The 20,952-nt window shown below is 73.3% G+C and carries 15 protein-coding genes, 1 pseudogene and 1 riboswitch; of the genes and pseudogenes, 9 read left to right on the top strand and 7 right to left on the bottom strand.

What is annotated here, in order from left to right; genetic code table 11:
* The first annotated feature begins 25 nt into the window (after positions 1-25).
* The 3 genes from J7E88_RS13565 to J7E88_RS13555 all read left to right on the top strand — a co-directional run bounded on the left by J7E88_RS13565 (position 26) and on the right by J7E88_RS13555 (position 3,583).
* A complete protein-coding gene (locus tag J7E88_RS13565; RefSeq protein WP_215180558.1) occupies positions 26-2,128 on the top strand; it encodes an FAD/NAD(P)-binding protein in 2,103 nt (700 codons plus the stop codon).
* Positions 2,129-2,184: 56 nt separating this feature from the next.
* The gene (locus J7E88_RS13560) at positions 2,185-2,652 is read left to right on the top strand and encodes a DoxX family protein (protein ID WP_215180556.1); all 468 of its coding nucleotides are present in this window, start codon (positions 2,185-2,187) and stop codon (positions 2,650-2,652) included.
* A gap of 289 nt (positions 2,653-2,941) precedes the next feature.
* Entirely contained in the window at positions 2,942-3,583 is a 642-nt protein-coding gene (locus J7E88_RS13555; protein WP_308307491.1) for a VTT domain-containing protein, read from the top strand.
* 69 nt (positions 3,584-3,652) lie between these two features.
* Here J7E88_RS13555 and J7E88_RS13550 read toward each other — a convergent pair whose 3' ends face one another.
* Positions 3,653-3,892: a DUF2277 domain-containing protein gene (locus J7E88_RS13550; protein ID WP_215180554.1), complete on the bottom strand. Its 240-nt coding sequence runs from the start codon at positions 3,890-3,892 to the stop codon at positions 3,653-3,655.
* A 596-nt stretch (positions 3,893-4,488) separates the two neighbouring features.
* Here J7E88_RS13550 and cbiE point away from each other — a divergent pair.
* Both cbiE and cobM read left to right on the top strand, forming a co-directional pair.
* Positions 4,489-5,724 carry a precorrin-6y C5,15-methyltransferase (decarboxylating) subunit CbiE gene (gene cbiE, locus J7E88_RS13545; RefSeq protein ID WP_215180552.1) on the top strand — a complete coding sequence of 412 codons (1,236 nt, stop codon included), beginning with the start codon at positions 4,489-4,491 and terminating at the stop codon, positions 5,722-5,724.
* Complete coding sequence (gene cobM, locus J7E88_RS13540; RefSeq protein WP_215180550.1) at positions 5,721-6,470, top strand: precorrin-4 C(11)-methyltransferase; 750 nt, start codon at positions 5,721-5,723, stop codon at positions 6,468-6,470. The genes cbiE and cobM overlap by 4 nt, the downstream gene beginning before the upstream one ends.
* An 897-nt stretch (positions 6,471-7,367) precedes the next feature.
* On the opposite strand, the gene J7E88_RS13535 is transcribed toward cobM, so the two are convergent.
* A complete protein-coding gene (locus J7E88_RS13535) occupies positions 7,368-8,486 on the bottom strand; it encodes a cobalt-precorrin-5B (C(1))-methyltransferase (protein ID WP_215180548.1) in 1,119 nt (372 codons plus the stop codon).
* A gap of 12 nt (positions 8,487-8,498) precedes the next feature.
* On the opposite strand from J7E88_RS13535, the gene J7E88_RS13530 reads away from it, so the two are divergent.
* On the top strand, positions 8,499-9,221 hold the full coding sequence (locus tag J7E88_RS13530; RefSeq protein WP_215180546.1) for a cobalt-precorrin-6A reductase: 723 nt from the start codon (positions 8,499-8,501) through the stop codon (positions 9,219-9,221).
* Positions 9,222-9,418: 197 nt separating this feature from the next.
* On the opposite strand, the gene J7E88_RS13525 is transcribed toward J7E88_RS13530, so the two are convergent.
* Genes J7E88_RS13525 through J7E88_RS37415 form a run of 3 tightly spaced genes read right to left on the bottom strand, consistent with a single transcriptional unit; the run spans position 9,419 to position 13,688 of the window.
* Entirely contained in the window at positions 9,419-10,918 is a 1,500-nt protein-coding gene (locus J7E88_RS13525) for a precorrin-2 C(20)-methyltransferase (protein WP_215180544.1), read from the bottom strand.
* The gene (locus J7E88_RS13520; RefSeq protein WP_215181489.1) at positions 10,918-11,544 is read right to left on the bottom strand and encodes a precorrin-8X methylmutase; all 627 of its coding nucleotides are present in this window, start codon (positions 11,542-11,544) and stop codon (positions 10,918-10,920) included. The genes J7E88_RS13525 and J7E88_RS13520 overlap by 1 nt, the downstream gene beginning before the upstream one ends.
* 11 nt (positions 11,545-11,555) lie before the next feature.
* Complete coding sequence (locus tag J7E88_RS37415; RefSeq protein WP_374196273.1) at positions 11,556-13,688, bottom strand: hypothetical protein; 2,133 nt, start codon at positions 13,686-13,688, stop codon at positions 11,556-11,558.
* A gap of 113 nt (positions 13,689-13,801) precedes the next feature.
* A riboswitch (cobalamin riboswitch) is annotated at positions 13,802-13,892 on the top strand.
* 55 nt (positions 13,893-13,947) lie between these two features.
* Between J7E88_RS37415 and cobN the strand changes: the two genes are divergently transcribed.
* Positions 13,948-17,580, top strand: a complete 3,633-nt coding sequence (gene cobN, locus J7E88_RS13505; RefSeq protein WP_215180542.1) for a cobaltochelatase subunit CobN — start codon at positions 13,948-13,950, stop codon at positions 17,578-17,580.
* A gap of 57 nt (positions 17,581-17,637) precedes the next feature.
* Positions 17,638-17,784: pseudogene (locus J7E88_RS13500) on the top strand (VOC family protein); the annotation flags it as partial.
* A 116-nt stretch (positions 17,785-17,900) separates the two neighbouring features.
* Here the strand turns inward: J7E88_RS13500 and J7E88_RS13495 are convergent.
* On the bottom strand, positions 17,901-18,197 hold the full coding sequence (locus J7E88_RS13495; RefSeq protein ID WP_215180540.1) for a DUF3303 family protein: 297 nt from the start codon (positions 18,195-18,197) through the stop codon (positions 17,901-17,903).
* A gap of 401 nt (positions 18,198-18,598) precedes the next feature.
* The gene (locus J7E88_RS13490) at positions 18,599-19,099 is read right to left on the bottom strand and encodes a hypothetical protein (RefSeq protein WP_251022561.1); all 501 of its coding nucleotides are present in this window, start codon (positions 19,097-19,099) and stop codon (positions 18,599-18,601) included.
* Positions 19,100-20,040: 941 nt separating this feature from the next.
* Here J7E88_RS13490 and J7E88_RS13485 point away from each other — a divergent pair.
* The gene (locus J7E88_RS13485) at positions 20,041-20,568 is read left to right on the top strand and encodes a hypothetical protein (RefSeq protein ID WP_215180536.1); all 528 of its coding nucleotides are present in this window, start codon (positions 20,041-20,043) and stop codon (positions 20,566-20,568) included.
* The last annotated feature ends 384 nt before the right edge of the window (positions 20,569-20,952 follow it).

Raw genomic sequence — 20,952 nt, 5'->3', positions numbered from 1 at the left:
CCAGCGGCCGTCAGGCACCCCCCACATGCCCCGGGAGCACGTGTTGTCCGCAGGTACCGCGCAATCGTCCCTTCCCTCCGCGATAGCCCTCGTCGGCGCAGGTCCCCGCGGCACCTGTCTCCTCGAACGGCTCTGCGCCTCGGTCCCCGAACTCGCCCCGGACACACCGCTGACCGTCCATGTCGTCGACCCCGCGCCGCCCGGCGCCGGGCGTGTGTGGCGCACCGATCAGAGCGCCGAGCTGCTGATGAACACCGTGGCCTCGCAGGTGACCGTTTTCACGGACGACAGCGTCGGCTGCGAGGGGCCGTTGTGCCCGGGGCCGAGCCTGTACGAGTGGGCCGCCGACCGACCCGGCGAGCGGCTCGGCCCTGACGAGTACCCCACCCGCGCCTGTTACGGGCGTTATCTGGAATGGGCGTTCGCCCGTGTCGTGGACTCCGCCCCGGGGACGGTGGAGGTACGGGTGCACCGGGCCCTCGCCGTACGGCTGGAGGACGACCGGGACGCTCCGCCGGACGCAAGGGACCCGCTGCAGTCGCTCCGGCTCGACGACGGCACGCTGTTGTCCGGGCTGAGCGTGGTCGTGCTCGCGCAGGGCCACTTGCCGGTCGCTTCAGGCCAGTCCACCACTCAGCTCGCCGACTACGCGGCCCGGCGGCCCGGACTGCGCCACTTCCCGCCCGCCAATCCCGCCGATCTCGACCTGTCGGTGATCGCCGCCGGAGAGCGGGTGCTGCTGCGCGGTCTGGGACTGACCTTCTTCGACCACCTGGCCCTGCTGACGACCGGCCGCGGTGGCTCGTTCGTGGCGGACGGTGAGCGCGGGCTGGTCTACCGGCCGTCCGGACGCGAGCCGAAGCTGTACGCGGGCTCGCGGCGCGGGGTGCCGTACCAGGCGCGCGGGGACAACGCGAAGGGGCCGTCGGGGCGCCATGAGCCGCTGGTCCTGACACCGGAAGTGATCGCCCGCTTCCGTCGCCGCGCCGACGCCGGTGAGCCCGCCGACTTCCTCGCGGAGATCTGGCCGCTCGTCGCCAAGGAGGTGGAGACGGTCTACTACGAGGCGCTGCCGGCGGTTCGCAAGCGGGATGCCGCGGGCGTCCGTGACGGCAGCGCGGGCTCCTTCCATGCGGACGGCGCGAGGTCCCTCCCTGCCGACAGCGCGGGGTCCTTGCATGCGGACGGCGCGGGGTCCTTCCGCGAGCGGTTCCTGGCAGCCGGACACGGCAGGCCGGACGAGGCCGCGGTGCTGGAGGCGTTCGGCGTCACGGCAGCCGACCGCTGGTCGTGGGAGCGCATCGCGCGCCCGCACGGCGGCGAGGTCTTCACCTCCCCCGGCCACCACCGGGCCTGGCTGCTCGCGCATCTGCGCGACGATGCGGCGCACGCGGCGCTCGGCAATGTCGCGGGCCCGGTGAAGGCAGCGCTCGACGTCCTGCGCGACATCCGCAACGAGCTGCGTCTGATCGTCGACCACGGCGGTCTGACCGGTACGTCCCGCCGCGACCATCTCGACCGCTGGTACACGCCGTTGAACGCGTTCTTGTCCATCGGCCCGCCGCGGCGCCGGATCGAGGAGATGACGGCGCTGATCGAAGCGGGCGTCCTGGAGGTCGTCGGCCCCCGGATGACAGTGGGCACCGAGAACGGGCTGTTCACGGCCGAGTCGCCCGACGTGCCGGGCTCGGCCGTGACGTGCACCACACTGATCGAGGCACGGCTGCCGGAACCGGATCTGCGCAGGACACACGACGAACTGCTCGGCCGGCTGTTGAAAACAGGCCAGTGCCGCCCGCACGCCATCGACGGTTACGAAACCGGCGGCCTGGATGTAACGCCGCGCCCGTACCGTCTGGTGAACCGTCAGGGCCGGGCGCATCCGCGCCGTTTCGCGTTCGGCGTCCCGACCGAGGGCGTGCACTGGGTGACCGCGGCGGGAGCCCGGCCGGGCGTGGACTCGGTGACGCTGTCGGATGCGGACGCGGTCGCGCGGGCAGCTCTGCGCTCGCTCGCCCCGGGTCCTGCCCCGGCGCTCGGGGGTCCGGGGAGGGCGCCGGGCGCGGAAGCGGAATCCAGGACGGAAATGGGGCGGCGGCCAAATGTTGAACTTGCAAGTATGAATTAGGTCCGCCTAACCTGGGCCTCCTCATCGGTTCCGTCCCCATGACCGAAGGAGTCCCCATGACCACCCCCACACTTCCCGGACGGCTGCATCAGGCCCAGCCGTACGCGCTCGGGCTGTTCCGCATCGTCGTCGGCCTGCTGTTCCTGTGCCACGGCGCCGCCTCGCTCTTCGGCGTGCTCGGCGGGATGAACGGCACCACCGTCGAGACGGGCGCCTGGCCCGGCTGGTACGCCGCGGTCATCCAGCTCGTCGCCGGCGGGCTGGTGCTGCTCGGCATCGGCACCCGCAGCGCCGCGGCCCTCGCCTCCGGCTCGATGGCGTACGCCTACTTCACCGTGCACCAGCCGGAGTCGCTGTTCCCGCTGCAGAACGGCGGTGAGGCGTCGGCCATTTTCTGCTGGGCGTTCCTGCTGCTCGTCTTCACCGGCCCCGGAGCGCTCGCCCTCGACGGCCTGTTCGGCGCACGCCGCGCCGACCAGGAGGGCGAGGACGCGGGCAAGGAGCGGACGGCCGTGACCGCCTGACCCAACGGCCGCGGCTTGGGCCGCAGCAGGCCCGGCGAGGGCCCTGCCGCCCGCCGTACGCCCGTAGTTCAGCGGTGCCCGGCCCCTCGACGCGAGGGGCCGGGCGCTTCGCGTCGCGCGTGCATCCCGTGCACATTCGCGGTATTCGGGCGGCGTACGACATCCGGACACCCTGCCGACCCCTGCCGATCTCCGCGCGTCACCCGGGCGTACGCTGTACAGCTGTCAAGCCGCCCCTGGCGCCCACGCGACACAGCGGCCTTGTCACCGAAAACGGGGAGAGAACAAGGTGCTGGAGAGTCTGGAGAGCGTGGGGTCGCTGACCGGCAGCCCATGGATCTACGCCGTCGTGGCCCTGTCCGTTCTCCTCGACGTCTTCCTGCCCGTGCTGCCGAGCGGTGTGCTCGTCATCACGGCCGCGACCGCTGCGGCCGCCGGCTCCACGGCGGACACCGTCGCCGGCGCGGCGGGGCAGGTCCAGCGCGAAGTCCCCTCCCTGCTGGTCCTCGTGCTCTGCGCGGCGACCGCCTCCGTGCTCGGCGACCTGGTGGCCTACCGGCTCGCCTGGCGCGGCGGTGCCCGTTTCGACCGGGCCGTGGCCCGCTCCCGCCGCCTGGCCAGGGCGCAGGAACGTCTCGGCGCCGCGCTCAGCCGCGGCGGCGGAGCACTCGTCGTCATCGCCCGCTTCGCACCCGCCGGACGGTCGGTCGTCTCCCTGGGCGCGGGTGCCGCGCACCGCAACGTCAGGGAATTCCTGCCGTGGTCGGCCCTGGCGGGTGTGGCCTGGGCCGGCTACAGCGTCGGCCTCGGCTACTTCGGCGGCCAGTGGCTGGGGGCGAGCTGGATCGGCGCGGCGGTGTCGGTGCTCGCGCTGTTCGCGGCCGGATCGCTGGCCGCCTACGTCATGCGACGCCCGGCCCCGACCGCCTAGCGGCCCGCGAGCCGGGTCGGCGCGGCGGTGCAGGCGGGGGTCGCCGACCGCCCGTGTCATGCGGCTGTGTCATGCCGCGTCCGACACCGACCGCCTGGCGGCCCCGCGCACCTCGAGACCGTCGAGGAGCCTGCGGGTGGCCTCGGTGATCTCGTCGACGGCCTGCTCGAACACCTCCCGGTTGTGCGCGGCGGGCGCCCGGAAGCCGGACACCTTGCGCACGTACTGCAGGGCGGCGGCGCGCATGTCCTCCTCGGTGGCTTCCTCGGGGAGCACGGGCGGACGAAGGGTCTTGATACTGCGGCACATGCGTCCAGTGTGCCGCGCACCACTGACACGAGGCGAGCGTTCGGGGGCGACGCCGCCGCCGAGCCCATGGGAGCGGCTGGCTCGGCCCGGGGCGTGGCGATTGTGACGCACTCGGACCGCGCCGGCCGCCGCGGGGGGACGGGGGCCGCCGGCGCCACTCCTGCCACGGGACGGCGGGCCACCGGTGCAGCCTCGCCGGGCGGCGCCCCAGCCGGGAAGCCGGGGGGCGGCGTGGGCCGGACGCGGCCGAGCCGTCCGAGCGCCCCACGGACGGGACCGGGCACCCGATCTGCGCCGGACGCAACCGCCGCAGGAACAGGCGCGGACCGCTGACAACTGCCAGGCCCGTGCAGCCGCGCGCCCGGCACGGAACGCGGCCGAGCCGTCCGCAGGCACTCCCCGGCACCGGTCCGGTGATCGGCGGGCCGGCGAAACGGCCCCCGGACGGCAGGCCGTCGGCGTCCGCCACGCCGGTGCCGCCGCACGCACGGTCGGGGTGCGGGGGCCAACCGGCGGGGGCCCTCAAGAGGGCCGGGCCCGTGGACAGTAGAGTGCGGCAGCGTCCCCCTCCCCCGCTTCCCGAGGTACCCGACTCCGTGACCCCCGCACCACGCCCACCTGCAGTGACCGTCGTCGGGATCGGCGCGGACGGTTGGGCGGGGCTCGCCCCCGCCTCACGGGACGCCCTGCGCGGGGCCGACGTGATCATCGGCGGTACGCGGCAGCTTGCGCTCCTGCCCGTCGAGTGCGGCGGCGAACGGGTGCCGTGGCCCAGCCCGCTGCGCCCCGCGGTCCCGGGCCTCCTCGCCGCGCATGCCGGCCGCCGTATCGCCGTCCTTGCCAGCGGTGACCCCCTGTTCCACGGCATCGGGCGCGCGCTGGCCGAGGAGCTCGGCCCGGACGCGCTGCGCGTGCTGCCGCATCCGTCATCCGTGTCGTACGCCTGCGCCCGGCTCGGCTGGCCCGTGGAGGACGTCGGCGTCGTCACCCTCGTCGGCCGCCCGGCGGCCCGTCTCGCCGCCGCACTGCACGACGGGCGCCGCCTGCTGGTGCTCAGCGCGGGCGCGGACACCCCGGCCGAGGTGGCGGCTCTGCTGCGGGACCGCGGATACGGGCCGAGCAGGATGCGCGTCCTCCAGCGGCTCGGCTCCCCCGCGGAACGGCAGGCCGACGGCACCGCCGACACATGGTCCGCCGCCGTGGACCCGCTGAACGTCATCGCCCTCGACTGCCGGCGCGCCCCCGGCACGCTGCGGCTGTCCGCCGCGCCCGGTCTGCCGGACGAGGCGTACGAGCACGACGGCCAGCTCACCAAGCGCCATGTACGCGCCGCCACCCTCGCCGCGCTCGCCCCCGCGCCCGGCGAACTCCTGTGGGACATCGGCGGAGGCTCGGGGTCGATCGCCATCGAATGGATGCGCACACATCCCTCGTGCCGCGCCGTCACCGTCGAACGCGACACCACGCGCGCCGAGCGCATCGCGCGCAACGCCGACACCCTCGGCGTACCCGCCCTGCGCGTCGTGCGCGGCGCGGCGCCCGAAGCGCTGGCCGGGCTGCCCACGCCCGACGCGGTGTTCATCGGCGGTGGGCTGACCGCACCCGGCCTGCTGGACGCCTGCTTCGACGCGCTGCCGCCCGGCGGTCGGCTGGTCGCCAACACCGTGACGCTGGAGTCCGAGGCGCTGCTCGCCGAGCGGTACCGCGCGCTGGGCGGCGAACTGGTGCGGCTCGCCGTCGCGCACGCCGTGCCCGTCGGCGGTTTCACCGGCTGGCGCCAGGCGATGCCCGTCACCCAATGGTCCGTCACCAAGACTGGAGAGCTGTCATGACCGTGTACTTCATCGGTGCGGGCCCCGGTGCCGCCGACCTGATCACCGTCCGCGGCGCGCGCACGCTGGCGTCGTGCCGGGTGTGCCTGTACGCCGGCTCCCTCGTCCCGACCGAGCTGCTGGCCGAATGCCCGCCGGACGCCCGCCTGGTGGACACGGCCCGGATGGACCTGGACGCCATCACGGCCGAACTCGTCCGCGCCCACGAGGAGGGCCACGACGTGGCCCGGCTGCACTCGGGCGACCCGTCCGTCTTCAGCGCGGTCGCCGAGCAGATGCGGCGGCTGGACGCGGCCGGGGTGCCGTACGAAGTGGTTCCCGGCGTACCTGCGTTCGCGGCGGCGGCCGCGGCGCTGAAGCGGGAGCTCACGGTCCCGACCGTGGGCCAGACGGTGATCCTGACGCGTATCTCCCAGCAGGCGACGCCGATGCCGGAGGGCGAGGACCTCGCGACGCTGGGCAGGAGCGGGGCGCTGCTGGTGCTGCACCTGGCGGCACGCTATGTGGACCGGGTGGTCGACGAGCTGGTCCCGAACTACGGCAAGGACTGCCCGGCGGCGGTGGTCGCGATGGCGAGCCGCCCGGACGAGCTGGTCCTGAGGGGCACGCTGGAGGACATCGCGGACCAGGTGAAGTCGGCGGGGGTGACGCGCACGGCGGTGATCCTGGTGGGCCGCACGCTGGCGGCGACGCAGTTCCGCGACAGCCACCTGTACTCGGCGGAGCGCGACCGGCACGTTTGCTGACGGGGGTCGCGGCGCGCCTCGGGCACGGTACGGACGGAGTCCCGCGCCCTCATCCGGTCCGTCGCGACCACCAGGCCGACGGGCACGGCGCACGGCTCCCGGGGGGCGAGCGGCCCCGAACCGCGCGGCGTCCCCGTGGTGTTGTGCGGAACGATTGCCCACCCAACGAGTGGCCCCCAGCCCCCACGGCGAAGCACACGCCCCCAGCCAAGAGGCACGCCCGCGGCAAAGCCCGTGCGCCCTCACCCGGTCCGGACACGACCACCACGCCCACGGGCACGGCGCAGAGGCTTCCCCGGGGGCGAGCGGCCCCGAACCGCGCGGCGTCCCCGTGGTGTTGTGCGGAACGATTGCCCACCCAACGAGTGGCCCCCAGCCCCCACGGCGAAGCACACGCCCCCAGCCAAGAGGCACGCCCGCGGCAAAGCCCGTGCGCCCTCACCCGGTCCGGACACGACCACCACGCCCACGGGCACGGCCCATGGCTTCCCCGGGCGAGCGGCCCCGAACAGTGCTACGCCCCAGGCGTTGTGCGGAACGATTGCCCACGCATCGGGTGACCCTCAGCCCCGCACGGCGAAGCACGCGCCCCCAGCCCGGAGGCGGCAGGGGGACTTCCCCCGGGCGAGCGCCCCGGAGGGCGCGGCGTCCCCGTGGTGTTGTGCCCTCCCTCCCCAGACTCCGTCCGGGGCACCGCCGTCGCCCTGCGGAACAGTCGCCCACAACAGTGGTCCGGAACTCCGCGCGGCGAAGCCCGCGCAGACGGCCGGGCGCCAGTGCCCGGGCGGCGCGGCCCGCGCGCACGGGGTCCGGGGCGGAGCCCCGGGTCTCGTCAGAGTTTCGGGGAGGGGCGGGGTGGGGGAAAATCACCCCGCCCGGGCACGCCCTCGGGCACGCTCACGGACCCTTCGGGGCCGCGCGGCCCACCACCGTGCCCGCGCGGTCGATGCACACCACATCCACCCACACCGGCGCGCCCCGCAGGACCGACAGGGCCTCGTCGCGGGCCGTCGCCGCGACCAGGTCGCCGAGCGGGACGCCCGCCGCCTCGCAGAGGCGGAGGGCCGCCAGGCCCGTGTTGGCCGTGGCGATCTCCGTGGCAAGGGACTCGGACGCGCCGCCCGCGCGGGCCAGGCCGGCGAGGAAGACCTTGTCGACCTGGGAGCGGGCCGAGTGGAGGTCCAGGTGGCCCGCCGCCAGCTTGGAGAGCTTGGCGAAGCCGCCGCAGATCGTGAGGCGGTCGACCGGGTGGCGTCGGATGTACTTGAGGACCGCTCCCGCGAAGTCGCCCATGTCGAGCAGGGCGATCTCCGGTAGGTCGTAGAGCGTCGTCACCGTCTTCTCGGAGGTCGAGCCGGTGCAGCCGGCCACGTGCGTGAGGCCCGCCGCGCGGGCCACGTCCACACCGCGGCGGATGGAGTCGATCCAGGCCGAGCAGGAGTACGGGACGACGATGCCGGTCGTCCCCAGGACGGACAGGCCGCCGAGGATGCCGATCCGCGGGTTCCACGTGGAGCGGGCGATCTCCTCGCCGTCGTCGACGGAGACCGTGATCTCGACGTCCCCCGTGCCGCCGTGCAGGCCCGCCACGAGCGCGACGTGCTCGCGCATCATCCGGCGCGGGACCGGGTTGATCGCCGGTTCACCGACCTCCAGGGGCAGGCCGGGCAGCGTGACCGTGCCGACGCCGGGCCCGGCACGGAAGACGACGCCGGAGCCGGCCGGGAGGATCCGTACCGTCGAGCGGACCAGCGCGCCGTGCGTGACGTCCGGGTCGTCGCCCGCGTCCTTGACGATCCCGGCCATGGCCGCGCCGGCCGACAGGGACTCGGCCGCCAGCGCGAACGCCGGCGTCTGCCCCTTCGGCAGAGTGACCGTCACCGGGTCCGGGAACTCCCCGGTCAGCAGCGCCGTGTACGCGGCCGTCGTCGCCGCCGTCGCACAGGCACCCGTGGTCCAGCCCGGGCGCAGCCCCGTGTGCTTGAGTTGGGCGTCGCGCCCGCCGCCTGGACTCATGAAAGGACTCCCGTGCACATACTCGTTCTGGGCGGGACCGCCGAGGCCCGCGCCCTCGCCGCGGCCCTGCACCCCGAGGTCCGCGTCACCAGCTCCCTCGCCGGGCGCGTCGCGAGCCCCCGGCTGCCGGCCGGCACCGTACGGATCGGCGGGTTCGGCGGCGTGGAGGGGCTCGTGGACTGGGTGCGCGCGCACCAGGTGGACGCGGTCATCGACGCCACCCATCCCTTCGCCGAGCGGATCAGCTTCAACGCGGCCCGGGCGGCCGCCACCACCCATGTTCCCCTGCTGGCGCTGCGCCGCCCCGGCTGGGTCCCGGTCGAGGGCGACGACTGGCACCCGGTCGACTCCCTGGGGGAGGCGGCCCGCGCACTGGACGGCCTGGGAGAGCGGGTGTTCCTGACGACCGGACGGATGGGGCTCGCCGCCTTCGCGGACTGCCCGCAGTGGTTCCTCGTACGGTCGGTGGACGCGCCCGAGGCCCCGATGCCGGCCCGCGCCGAAGTCCTCCTGGACCGGGGACCCTTCACCCTCGACGGCGAGCGCGGGCTGTTGCGCGCCCACCGCGTCGATGTCCTCGTGACGAAGGACAGCGGCGGCGCGGCAACCGCCCCGAAGCTCCGCGCGGCCCGCGAGGCGGGCATCCCGGTGGTGGTCGTGCGCAGGCCGCCGGTGCCGGAGGGCGTGCGGGTGGCGGCGACGGTCGAGGAAGCGGCGGCCTGGGTCCACGGCTGAAGCCGCCGCCCGTCGGGGTGCGGCGGCCTCGGTCGCGTGCGGCGGGGGACGGTGTTCCGCCGGAAGGGGGCTGTACAGCCCTGTTCCGCTCCGCACGGCACACGGCCGATCCGGGCGTCGAATCGATCCGTTGGAGCCGGGTCGTCGCGGGGAGGCCGTCCGCGTCCCGCGACGGGACGCGGACGGCCTCGATGCCTTCACTCGTAGCGGCGCGGCGTCCAGGTGATCGTCCGGCCGTCGCCGCGCTCGACCGCCCGTGTCCGGGACGAGCCGATCAGCAGCAGCGTGCGCATGTCGACTTCGGAGGGCTCCAGCGTCTTCAGGGTCACCACCCGCACCGACTGCTCCGGGCCGCCCACGTCCCGCGCCACGACCACCGGGGTCTCGGGCGAGCGGAGTTCGAGCAGCAGGTCACGGGCTGCCGCCACCTGGTGGGTACGGGAGCGGGAGCCCGGGTTGTAGATCGCCAGGACCAGGTCCGCCTCCGCCGCCGCCCGCAGCCTGGTCTCGATGACCTCCCAGGGCTTGAGCCGGTCGGACAGGGAGATCGTGGCGTAGTCGTGGCCGAGCGGGGCGCCCGCCGCGGCCGCCGCCGCGTTCGCCGCGGTCACGCCGGGCAGGACGCGCACGGGCACGTGCGTGTACTGCGGCTCGGAGGCCACTTCCAGTACCGCCGTCGCCATGGCGAAGACGCCCGGGTCGCCGCCGGAGACGACCGCCACGCGCCGCCCGCGCCGCGCGAGATCGAGGGCGAACTCGGCGCGTTCGGACTCCACCTTGTTGTCGGAGCCGTGCCGGATCTGGCCGGGCCGGTGCGGGACGCGGTCCACGTACGTGGTGTAGCCGACGATCTCGTCGGCGTCGGCGAGCGCGCGGCGCGTCTCGGGGGTCAGCCACAGGGGCCCGGCGGGCCCGGTGCCGACGACCACGACTTCGCCGCTCTGCGGTTCCGGCCGCGGATTGGCGATACGGCTCGGCACGACGGCGACGGAGAAGTACGGCACTGAGTCCGGGTCGATGTCGGCCAGTGGGCCGGTCCGTTCGCCGCTCATGGTGGCACGTTCGACGTACCGGGCCTCGTCCAGCCGGCCTGAGGTCTCCATGGCGCGGCGCACCGCGGGGAAGGTACGGCCGAGCTTCATCACCACGGCGGAGTCGGTCGCGGCGAGACGTGCGCTCAGCTCGTCCTCCGGCAACGTGCCGGGAATGACGGTGAGGACCTCCTCCGCCTCGCACAGCGGCGTCCCGAGGCGGGCCGCGGCGGCGCTGATGGAGGTGACGCCGGGGACGACCTCGGTCGGGTAGCGGTGCGCGAGCCGCTTGTGCATGTGCTGGTAGGAACCGTAGAAGAACGGGTCGCCCTCGGCGAGGACGGCCACCGTCCGCCCGGCGTCGAGGTGTTCGGCGAGGCGGGCTGCCGCCTCCTCGTAGAAGTCGTCGAGCGCGCCGCGGTAGCCGCCGGGGTGGTCGGTGGTCTCCACGGTGATCGGGTACATCAGGCGCTCCTCGATGTGGTCGGGGCGCAGGTGCGGTGCGGCGATCGAGCGGGCGATGGAACGGCCGTGGCGGGCGCAGTGGTACGCGATCACATCCGCCTCGGCGATGACGCGCGCGGCGCGCAGGGTCATCAGTTCCGGATCGCCGGGGCCGAGCCCGACGCCGTACAGACGCCCTGTCGTCTTCTGGTCGGCGCTCACTACTCCACCTCGCTCGCGATGGCGTTGACCGCGGCGGCGGCCATGGCGCTGCCGCCGCGGCGGCCGCGCACCACGAGGTGTTCGAGGCCCAGGGGGTGGGCGGCCAGGGCGTCCTTCGACTCGGCGGCGCCGATGAAGCCGACGGGCATGCCGATGACGGCGGCGGGGCGGGGGGCGCCGTGTTCGATCATTTCCAGGAGCCGGAACAGCGCGGTGGGGGCGTTGCCGACGGCGACGACGGAGCCCTCGAGACGGTCGCGCCACAGTTCGAGTGCGGCGGCGCTGCGGGTGGTGCCCAGCTCGGCTGCGAGCGCGGGCACGGAGGGGTCGGAGAGGGTGCAGATCACCTCGTTGTCGGCGGGCAGCCGCTTGCGGGTGACACCGCTCGCCACCATCTGTGCGTCGCACAGGATCGGCGCACCGGCGCGCAGGGCGGCGCGGGCGTGCAGGACGACGTCCGGGGAGTAGGCGAGGTCGCGGACGAGGTCGACCATCCCGCAGGCGTGAATCATGCGGACCGCGACCTGGGAGACCTCGGCGGGCAGCCCGGCGAGGTCCGCCTCGGCGCGGATCGTGGCAAAGGACTGGCGGTAGATCTCCGCGCCGTCCTTCTCGTACTCGAACACTGTGCTCTCGCTCACTTCGTCGGTCGGTCGGTGGGGTGGTCAGGCGTACGCGCCGCCGCGAGGGCGTCGGCGAGGTCGGAAACGGGCACGGTGTGCCGCGGGGTGCCGGGGGCGGTCAGCGCGTAGTGACCGTCGCCGGTCGCGACGACGTCCACCCAGGCGCCCCTGGGGTGCCCGCAACGGCGTTCGCAGCCGGACCAGTACACGGGCAGCCCGCCCGCGCCGGCGGCGATGCGGGCGGTGGCGTCGGCCCGTACGTCGGCGAGGGACTTGGCGCACCCGGGCCGCCCGGTGCAGGCGCCGACGCCGAGCCAGGGCGAGTCGGGCGAGGTGACGAGTCCGGCGTCGGCGAGGGCGGGCAGGAGGGCGCCGGGAACGCCGGGCAGGACGACGCCGCGCCACGGCGTGACGCGCAACTCACCGGTGCCGTGCGCCTCGGCGGTCCGGGCGAGCAGCCGCCACTGGCCGGCCCGCATCCGCCCGAGCGCGACGACCACGTACACGCCGGCGCCGTCGCCTCCCGGCAAGGGGCCGGGCACGGGCGGCGCTGCCGCGCGCTCGCCGTGACCGGCGTCGGCCGCGGTGCCAGCCGCACGGGTACGCCCGGCATCCGGCCCTGTGCCGCCGTCACCCTCTCGGTCACCGTCTCCGGGAGCCACCGGCCAGGCAGTGGCTCCACCGGCCGACCCGTTACCGGCCTCCGGCCCCGCTGAACCCGCGGCGGCGTGTGCCGAACCGGCCGGGAGGGCCAGGTCCACTGGGGCCGCCGCATGGGCCAGCTCCGCCGGGCCGGCCGCGTGAGCCAACCCCGCAGGGTCCGCCGATCCGGCCGCCGCCGCATGGCCCGGGTCCACCGGGCCCACCGCGTGGGCCAGCCCCGCCAGGTCCACCGCGTGGGCCAGCTCCGCCGGGCCCGCCGCGTGAGCCAACCCCGCAGGGTCCGCCGATCCGGCCGCCGCCACGTGGGCCGAGTCCGCCAGGTCCGCCGCGTGAGCCAACCCCGCAGGGTCCGCCGATCCGGCCGCCGCCGCGTGGCCCGGGTCCGCCGGGCCCGCCGCGTGAGCCAACCCCGCAGGGTCCGCCGATCCGGCCGCCGCCGCGTGGGCCGAGTCCGCCAGGTCCGCCGCGTGAGCCAACCCCGCAGGGTCCGCCGATCCGGCCGCCGCCGCGTGGGCCAGCTCCGCCGGGCCCGCCGCGCGTACCGGCCCCGCCGAACCCGTGGCGGCGTCTGCCGCATCCACCGAACCGGCCGGGACGGCCAGGTCCACCGAGTGCGCCGAGAGGCCCGGGGCCGCCGGGCCCGCCGCGCATGCGGGCCCCATCGACCCGGCCGGGTCCACCACGTGGCCCAGGTCCACGAGATCCACCGACCCCTCCGGCCCCGCCGGCCCCGCAGACATCCCGGTCGGCCTCGCCGGCACCCCCGCCGCCGCCAACCGTCCCGCCAGTTCCGCCGCCGACACTCCGTATCCCTGCGGCAGTTCACGTACCCGCCACGCCTTCGTGCCGACGGCCGACGCCGCGTCCAGGAACGCCTCCGCCGCGAGCAGCAGCGCACGGGCGCCGTCCGCCGCGCGGACCGTCACCGCCTGCTCGCCGAGCAGGATCCGTACCCGCTCCCCGCCCTGCTCTGCGAGCAACATCACATCCGCGCCCAGCCCCGCCATGTCCCCGCGCCCGTCGTCCAGCGCGAACAGGAACCGCCCCGACAGCGCCGTCGCCCGCCGGCTCGCGCACAGCAGCGCGTCCAGGTCGCGTACGAGTGGTTGCACGTCCAGGTGCCCGCGGCCGTCCAGGCCGGACAGCGGCGAGGCGACGACGTTGCGGACGCGCTCGTGGGCGGGCGCGGGCAGCAGACCCGCCGCGTCGAGCAGCGACGCCAACTCCCCGCCGCAGCCCCCGCCGAGGCCCCTGAGCTGAAGGTTGCCGCGGGAGGTGATGTCAAGCGCGCCGTCGCCGAGCCGCTCGGCCGCGTCGGCCAGCGCGTACGCCTGCCGCGCGCTCAGCACACCCGCGGGCACGCGGACGCGCGCCAGCGCACCGTCGTCCGCGGTGTGCAGTCGCAGTGCGCCGGGGCAGGCATCACCGCGGTCCCGTACGGGAGTTTCGTCCCGGTCCGGGCGGTTCGAGGGGGCCGAAGGCATGGCGGCGAGCATACCGACCATCACACAGGCCACCTGATGCCGGAGACGTGATGGCCCTTACTATGCTGATCGGCGGACCACACGGTCCGTCACCGCCGAAGACGGCGTCAGGGGAGGAAGCCCGGTGGAATTCCGGCGCGGTCCCGCCACTGTGAGCCCGGCCGCAGCGCAGCACGCGCACGCCGCCGGGTGAGCCAGGAACTCCCGCCGTCCTCACACCGCCCGGGGCGCGGAAACCCCGAGGAAGGCCAGACGCCGCATGCAGCAAACATCGGGGGCGCACTCCCCGCAGGCCCGCATCCTGCTCCTGTCGACGTCCGACACCGACCTGCTCAGCGCACGCGCGGCAGCCGGACCGGTCGCCTACCGCTTCGGGAACCCCTCACGCCTTCCGATCGATGACCTCCCCGCCCTCCTGGAGGGCACTGACCTGGTCGTCGTGCGCCTCCTCGGCGGGTTGCGCGCCTGGCAGGAGGGCATCGACCTGCTGCTCGCCCAGGACCGCCCCGTCGTCGTCCTGACCGGCGAACAAGCCCCCGACGCCCAGCTGATGGAGGCCTCCACGGTCCCGATCGGCATCGCGGCCGAGGCCCACGCCTACCTCGCGCACGGCGGCCCGGCCAACCTGGAGCAGCTCGCCCGCTTCCTGTCCGACACCGTGCTGCTCACCGGCCACGGCTTCGAGCCTCCGTCGGCGGCGCCCACCTGGGGCCGGCTGGCGCGCACACCCCGCCGGGAGAGCGACGACCCGCTGATCGCCGTGCTCTACTACCGCGCCCACCACATGAGCGGCAACACCGCGTTCGTGGACACCCTGTGCGGCGCGATCGAGGACGCCGGCGGCCGGGCGCTTCCGTTGTACGTGGCCTCCCTTCGCGCCCCCGAGCCCGACCTGCTGGAGCAACTGCGCGACGCGGACGCCCTGGTGACCACGGTGCTCGCGGCGGGCGGCACACGCCCGGCCGACGCGTCGGCGGGCGGCGACGACGAGTCGTGGGACGCGGGCGCGCTCGCGGCCCTGGACGTACCCATCCTCCAGGCGCTGTGCCTGACGGGGCCGCGCTCGGTGTGGGAGGAGAACGACGAGGGCCTGTCCCCGCTGGACGCGGCGAGCCAGGTCGCGGTGCCGGAGTTCGACGGCCGGCTGATCACCGTCCCGTTCTCCTTCAAGGAGATCGACGAGGACGGGCTTCCGGCGTACGTCGCCGACCCCGAGCGCGCCGCCCGCGTCGCCGGGACCGCCGTGCGCCACGCCCGTCTGCGCCACATCCCCAACGCGCGCAAGCGGGTCGCACTGGTCCTTTCCGCCTACCCGACCAAGCACTCCCGTATCGGCAACGCCGTCGGCCTGGACACCCCCGCGTCCGCCGTCGCCCTGCTGCGCCGGCTGCGCGCGGAGGGCTACGACTTCGGGCCCGAAGGCGACATCCCCGGCCTGGTGTCCGGCGACGGCGACGAGCTGATCCACGCGCTGATCGAGGCCGGCGGCCACGACCGGGACTGGCTGACCGAGGAGCAGCTCGCCCGCAACCCGGTGCGCATCCCGGCGGCGGACTACAAGCGCTGGTACGCGCAGCTGCCGGCGGAACTGCGCGAGTCGGTGGAGGAGCACTGGGGGCCCGCGCCGGGCGAGATGTTCCTGGACCGCTCCCGCAACCCTGAGGGCGACATCGTGCTGGCGGCCCTGCGCCGCGGCAATCTGCTCGTGCTCATCCAGCCGCCGCGCGGTTTCGGCGAGAACCCGATCGCGATCTACCACGACCCCGATCTGCCGCCCTCGCACCACTACTTGGCGGCCTACCGCTGGATCTCCGCCTCGGCGGACGACGGCGGTTTCGGCGCGGACGCGATGATCCACCTCGGCAAGCACGGCAACCTGGAGTGGCTGCCGGGCAAGAACGCCGGCCTGTCGGCGTCCTGCGCGCCGGACGCAGCCCTCGGTGACCTGCCGCTGGTCTACCCCTTCCTGGTCAACGACCCGGGCGAAGGCACCCAGGCCAAGCGCCGCGTGCACGCCACGCTCGTCGACCACCTGGTGCCGCCGATGGCGCGGGCGGAGTCGTACGGCGACATCGCGCGCCTGGAACAACTCCTGGACGAGTACGCCCAGATCTCGTCCATGGACCCGTCCAAGCTGCCCGCGATCCGCGCCCAGATCTGGACGCTGATCCAGGCGGCGAAGCTGGACCACGACCTGGGCCTGGACGACCGGCCGGACGACGACGGCTTCGACGACTTCCTGCTGCATGTCGACGGCTGGCTGTGCGAGGTGAAGGACGCGCAGATCCGCGACGGTCTGCATGTGCTGGGCGGCGCGCCGACCGGCCCCGAGCGGGTCAACCTGGTGCTGTCGATCCTGCGCGCCCGCCAGATCTGGGGCGGCACGACGTCGCTGCCGGGCCTGCGGGAGGCGCTGGGCCTGGACGAGTCCGCGGCGACCCGTACGACGGCCGATGAGGCGGAGGCCACGGCCCGCGAACTGGTCGAGGCGATGGAGGCGGCGGACTGGGACCCGGCCGCGGTCCCCACCTCCCACGGTGAGCAGGTCGAGGCGATCCTGCGCTTCGCCGCCCTCGAAGTGGTCCCGCGCCTGTCCCGCACGACGGACGAGATCACCCACGCGGTCCACGCGCTGAACGGCGGCTTCGTCCCGGCGGGCCCCTCGGGCTCGCCGCTGCGCGGCCTGGTCAACGTGCTGCCGACGGGCCGGAACTTCTATTCGGTCGACCCGAAGGCCGTCCCGTCGCGCCTGGCATGGGAGACCGGCCAGGCGCTCGCCGACTCCCTCCTGGAGCGCTACCGCGCGGACAACGGCGCATGGCCCACGTCCGTCGGACTGTCCCTGTGGGGCACGAGCGCGATGCGGACGGCGGGCGACGACATCGCCGAAGCCCTCGCCCTGCTGGGCATCCGCCCGGTCTGGGACGACGCGTCGCGCCGTGTGACGGGCCTGGAGCCGATCCCGCTCGCCGAGCTGGGCCGACCGCGCGTGGACGTCACCCTGCGCATCTCGGGCTTCTTCCGCGACGCGTTCCCGCACACGATCGGCCTGCTGGACGACGCGGTCCGCCTGGCCGCCTCCCTGGACGAGCCGGCCGCCGAGAACCACGTCCGTGCCCACGCCCAGGCCGACCTGGCCGAGCACGGCGACGAACGGCGTGCCACGACCCGTATCTTCGGCTCCCGCCCGGGCACGTACGGCGCGGGCATCCTCCAGCTGATCGACTCCCGCGACTGGCGCACGGACGCGGACCTGGCGGAGGTGTACACGGTGTGGGGCGGTTACGCGTACGGCCGCGGCCTGGAGGGCCGCCCGGCGCGTGACGAGATGGAGACGGCGTACAAGCGGATCGCGGTCGCGGCGAAGAACACGGACACGCGCGAGCACGACATCGCGGACTCCGACGACTACTTCCAGTACCACGGCGGCATGGTGGCCACGGTCCGCGCCCTGCGCGGCACGGCCCCGGAGGCGTACATCGGCGACTCCACCCGCCCGGAGACGATCCGCACCCGCACCCTGGTCGAGGAGACGTCCCGCGTCTTCCGCGCCCGCGTGGTCAACCCCCGCTGGATCGAGGCGATGCGCCGCCACGGCTACAAGGGCGCGTTCGAACTGGCGGCGACGGTCGACTACCTCTTCGGCTATGACGCGACGACGGGCGTGGTCGCGGACTGGATGTACGACAAGCTCACGGAGACGTACGTCCTGGACCCGACGAACCGCGCCTTCCTCCAGGAGGCCAACCCCTGGGCGCTCCACGGCATCGCGGAACGCCTCCTGGAAGCGGAATCCCGCGGCATGTGGGAGAAGCCGGACCCGGCGGTGCTGGAGGGGTTGCGTCGGGTCTTCCTGGAGACGGAGGGGGAGTTGGAGGAGGGGGACGAGTAGGTCCGTTCCGGGGCGGGCGCCACGCAGCTGCCCGCCCGCACGGCACGCTGTCGTGCGGTGGGTGCCGGTGGGCCGCAGTACGGTCCTGTCAACGCAGCCGGAATCGACCTGACACTCGACTGCGCGGACGCGCGGCTCCTCGCCCAGTTCTGGAAGACGGCGCTGGGATACATCGACGAGCCGCCGCCCGCGCCCTTCACTACCCTCCCCCTGGGCCCTGCGGCCCGGGAGATGCCCCCAGCGTGGCTCGCCTGCCGCGTGCCACGACAGCCGCGCCGGATGAAGCGGGAACGGTGGCAAGCGTCGGAAGGTGGCTGCGGTCAGCTCTGCTTCTGCAGGGCCGCAAGACCCTTCTGCAGGTCGTCGAGGTTCATCACCGGCTCGAAGGTGACCTCCGCGCCCATCTCCTGGAAGAAGGGATCGGCGATGGAGGGCAGTTGTGCGGTGTCCTGCATGTCGAAAACGAGGATCATGGTGCGCCCACCCTCGGGCGTGAAGTAGGCGGCCTCCGGCTTCAGCCGTTCGATGGTCGACCGCACCGACATCGGCATCGCTCCGCCCTTGGTCACCTGATTCGACATCTGGGTGTCCATGCGAGCCTTCATCATCATCCTCATCGCACGCTCTCCTCTCGCACCGAGACCTGCGCGGTCCGGCCGCGCCAGCGGGGATCCAGTGCGTCCCGATCAGCCTCACGTCCGCGATCGTCTGCCGCAACATCTCCTGCTCCGTGCGAGACGCCCGGGCAGGCAGACGTGCCGATCAGCGGGACGCGAAGGATGCCTCGTCGCATGCGGAGAAGGATGCCGGCATGAGAGCGCCAAGGCCGGCGGTGCGCTCTGAGCTCGGGAGTCACGGCTCGTTCGACACGCTGTCTGGCCGTGAACCGGGCGGACGGCCCGTTGTAGACCTGGCCGGGGAATCGTCGGATGCTCCGGCTTCACCGTGGCCGGTTGATGCGGCACGCATCTGGCACGGCGACTCGGAGAAGGTGCCGCTCCCGGGTCCCTGGTGCCGGTCAGATCTCGTCGCTCTTACAGCACCCATACCCGTTCACCCAGCAGTAGTAGTGACCGCGCAACAGCCTTTGGTTGCAGTCAGGACACACAGTGACTTGGACCGGATTCACGCGAATGACGGACGTGTCCTTCAACTCCAGGACCGCTCCCACCGCCTCTCGCCCGTGCTCACGAATCCCCTGCTGCACAAACTCAAACGCGCCGTAGACGCGTCCGCATTCACATGGGATCCGGTTCGAGAACAGAGCTCCGGTTTCCTTGACCCCCAACTCCGCCTCAATCCTTGCCTTTTCCTCTTTGGAAACGGCCTCCACTTCCGTTTCCCTGATTCGCTTTGGTGTCCAGTACCAGGAGTTCACCGCTGCCGCTTGGGCATGAGTGACGTAGAACGTCGCAGACCCGCCCTTCCTGAGGGTCTCTTGCACAGCGGCGACGATGCTGCTGTCATCCGCGGAAATCACAGCCTTGCCACTGGACACGACGGCCTCGATGGCGGACAACGAGGAGCTTTCCATGCAACATACCTCCGGACACAAAAGAGAGGACCGATCCATCCACCCGGGTAGCGCCTGTTCTCGTATCTGATCCTCAGAGAATGAATCACCCTCCGCTACCCAGGGCCGCCATCGGGATGAACGTCAATCAGGGTGTACGGACCTGACTCGCCTGAGCCTCAGGTGTGGCCACGCCGGAGTCCGCCTCCCAGGTCATCAAGAGGTGGGCACAAGCCAACGATCAGGCCAACGCGCAGGTGGTTCACCGTCTTTGGGCGCGAGCTGCCAGGGGACAAGAGATCGGGCCCGTGAGATTGCCGCGACTCGGGCAGTCTGTGGACCTGACCGCTCAAGCCCGATGCCGCCGAGTACATCCGTAGCTGCGTGGTCCATCGCCATTGACCCAGATGCAGATGTCAGCTGTCGAGCAGATCAGGGTACGGGCAAGGCTCCAACGGCGCGCGCGGACGGTCGGCCCACCTCCACCAGACGTGTTCGCTGGAGCAGCCCCAGACCATGCGGCAGGTGCGCCGGTCGTCGTCCTCGCGGTGGCAGAGCACCATCGCGCCGGCCTTCAGTGGGCCGTCGCACCGGGGACAGGCAGGCGCGGAGTCGCGCAAGGTAGCGCGATCGTGGAGTCGCCCGGACCGGCCGTGCCGTTCCGCCGGTTCCGGCCGGACCGCACCGCGCCATACGTCCGAGCGCTCAGCCGTCGCTCCCCAGCGGTCGGTGCGTCACTGATCTGCACGACAAGGGGGCCACGCGGTTCGAAGGGGGCTTCTGGGCTGTTGACCTGCGGCTCTCGCAGAGTGTGGCCTCAACGGCCCACGATACGGACGGTAGTCGCGGTTGCACGAAGAGTCAGAGTGGGTTCTCTGGAACTCGAGCGCCCCATCCGGAGCGGCTCGTCTCATCTCGCATCAGAGTGCATTGAGGAGAAGCACGAGATGATATCTGTCAAGATCCGCGGCTCGATCATGGCCGTCACAGCGGCGGTCGCCGCCGCCACCGTGTTCATGGCCCCCACAGTCTCGGCCGACACGAAGCCCACCCGGTCCGCCGCGGTCGTCGCAGACAAGGGCGACGAAAAGGACAAGGATAAGGGCAGGGACAAGGACAAGGACGACGAGAGGGAGAACTGCGGGCCGATTCTCATGCAGCTGGACAGCCGGCTGCAGTTGGCGGCCGATTCGCTCGACAGCACGACTCCGCTGATCCCGACCGCGCGCACCGCTCTGGAGCAGGCCGACCGTAGGGTGACGGCGCTGGAGGACAGCAAGTGCCTGTGCGCGGAGGAAGCCGACCTGCTGAGGGACCTGCTGGACGCCGTGTTCGCCCCCCTCAACGCCACCCCGCCGAGCGTGCCCGAGGCGCGGGAACGCCTGGCTCACCTGATCCTGGCGGTCGACGTGTTTCAGGCCACGTTCAAGTGCGACAACGGAAAGTGCGGCGGCGACGACATGATCAACGGCTGAGCCCACTGCGAGGCTGACGGACGGCTCCTGCGGCATCGTCAGCCAAACGAAGAGCAGCGCCCTTCGACCGACGTCATGGCGGCCGAAGGGCGCTGCTGGCGTACGCGCCCGCCTGCGTCCCTCTGGACTGACCCTCGGTGCTGTACCCCGGCATGATTCGAGCATCGAAGCGAGCGCGGACAGGGCGATGGTGCCGGTGACGCACCTGCGACACCTGTGGACGCCGTTGCTCCGGGCCATTGACGGTGAGGCGGACGCCTCCGTCCAAACAGGCAATCCGCTGAGCACCGCATGCACAGCTGTCCTGCTCGCGTGTGGTGCTGACCCACTACGCGCTTCAAGGGACGGACTCACCCCGTATCACCTGGCGTTCCAAGTGCGCCA

This window comes from Streptomyces sp. ISL-10, from assembly GCF_018614575.1.
In the GTDB taxonomy this organism is placed as follows: Bacteria; Actinomycetota; Actinomycetes; order Streptomycetales; family Streptomycetaceae; genus Streptomyces.
Note: the sequence above shows the minus strand (reverse complement) of the source record. Positions and strands in the feature narration are given on the sequence as shown.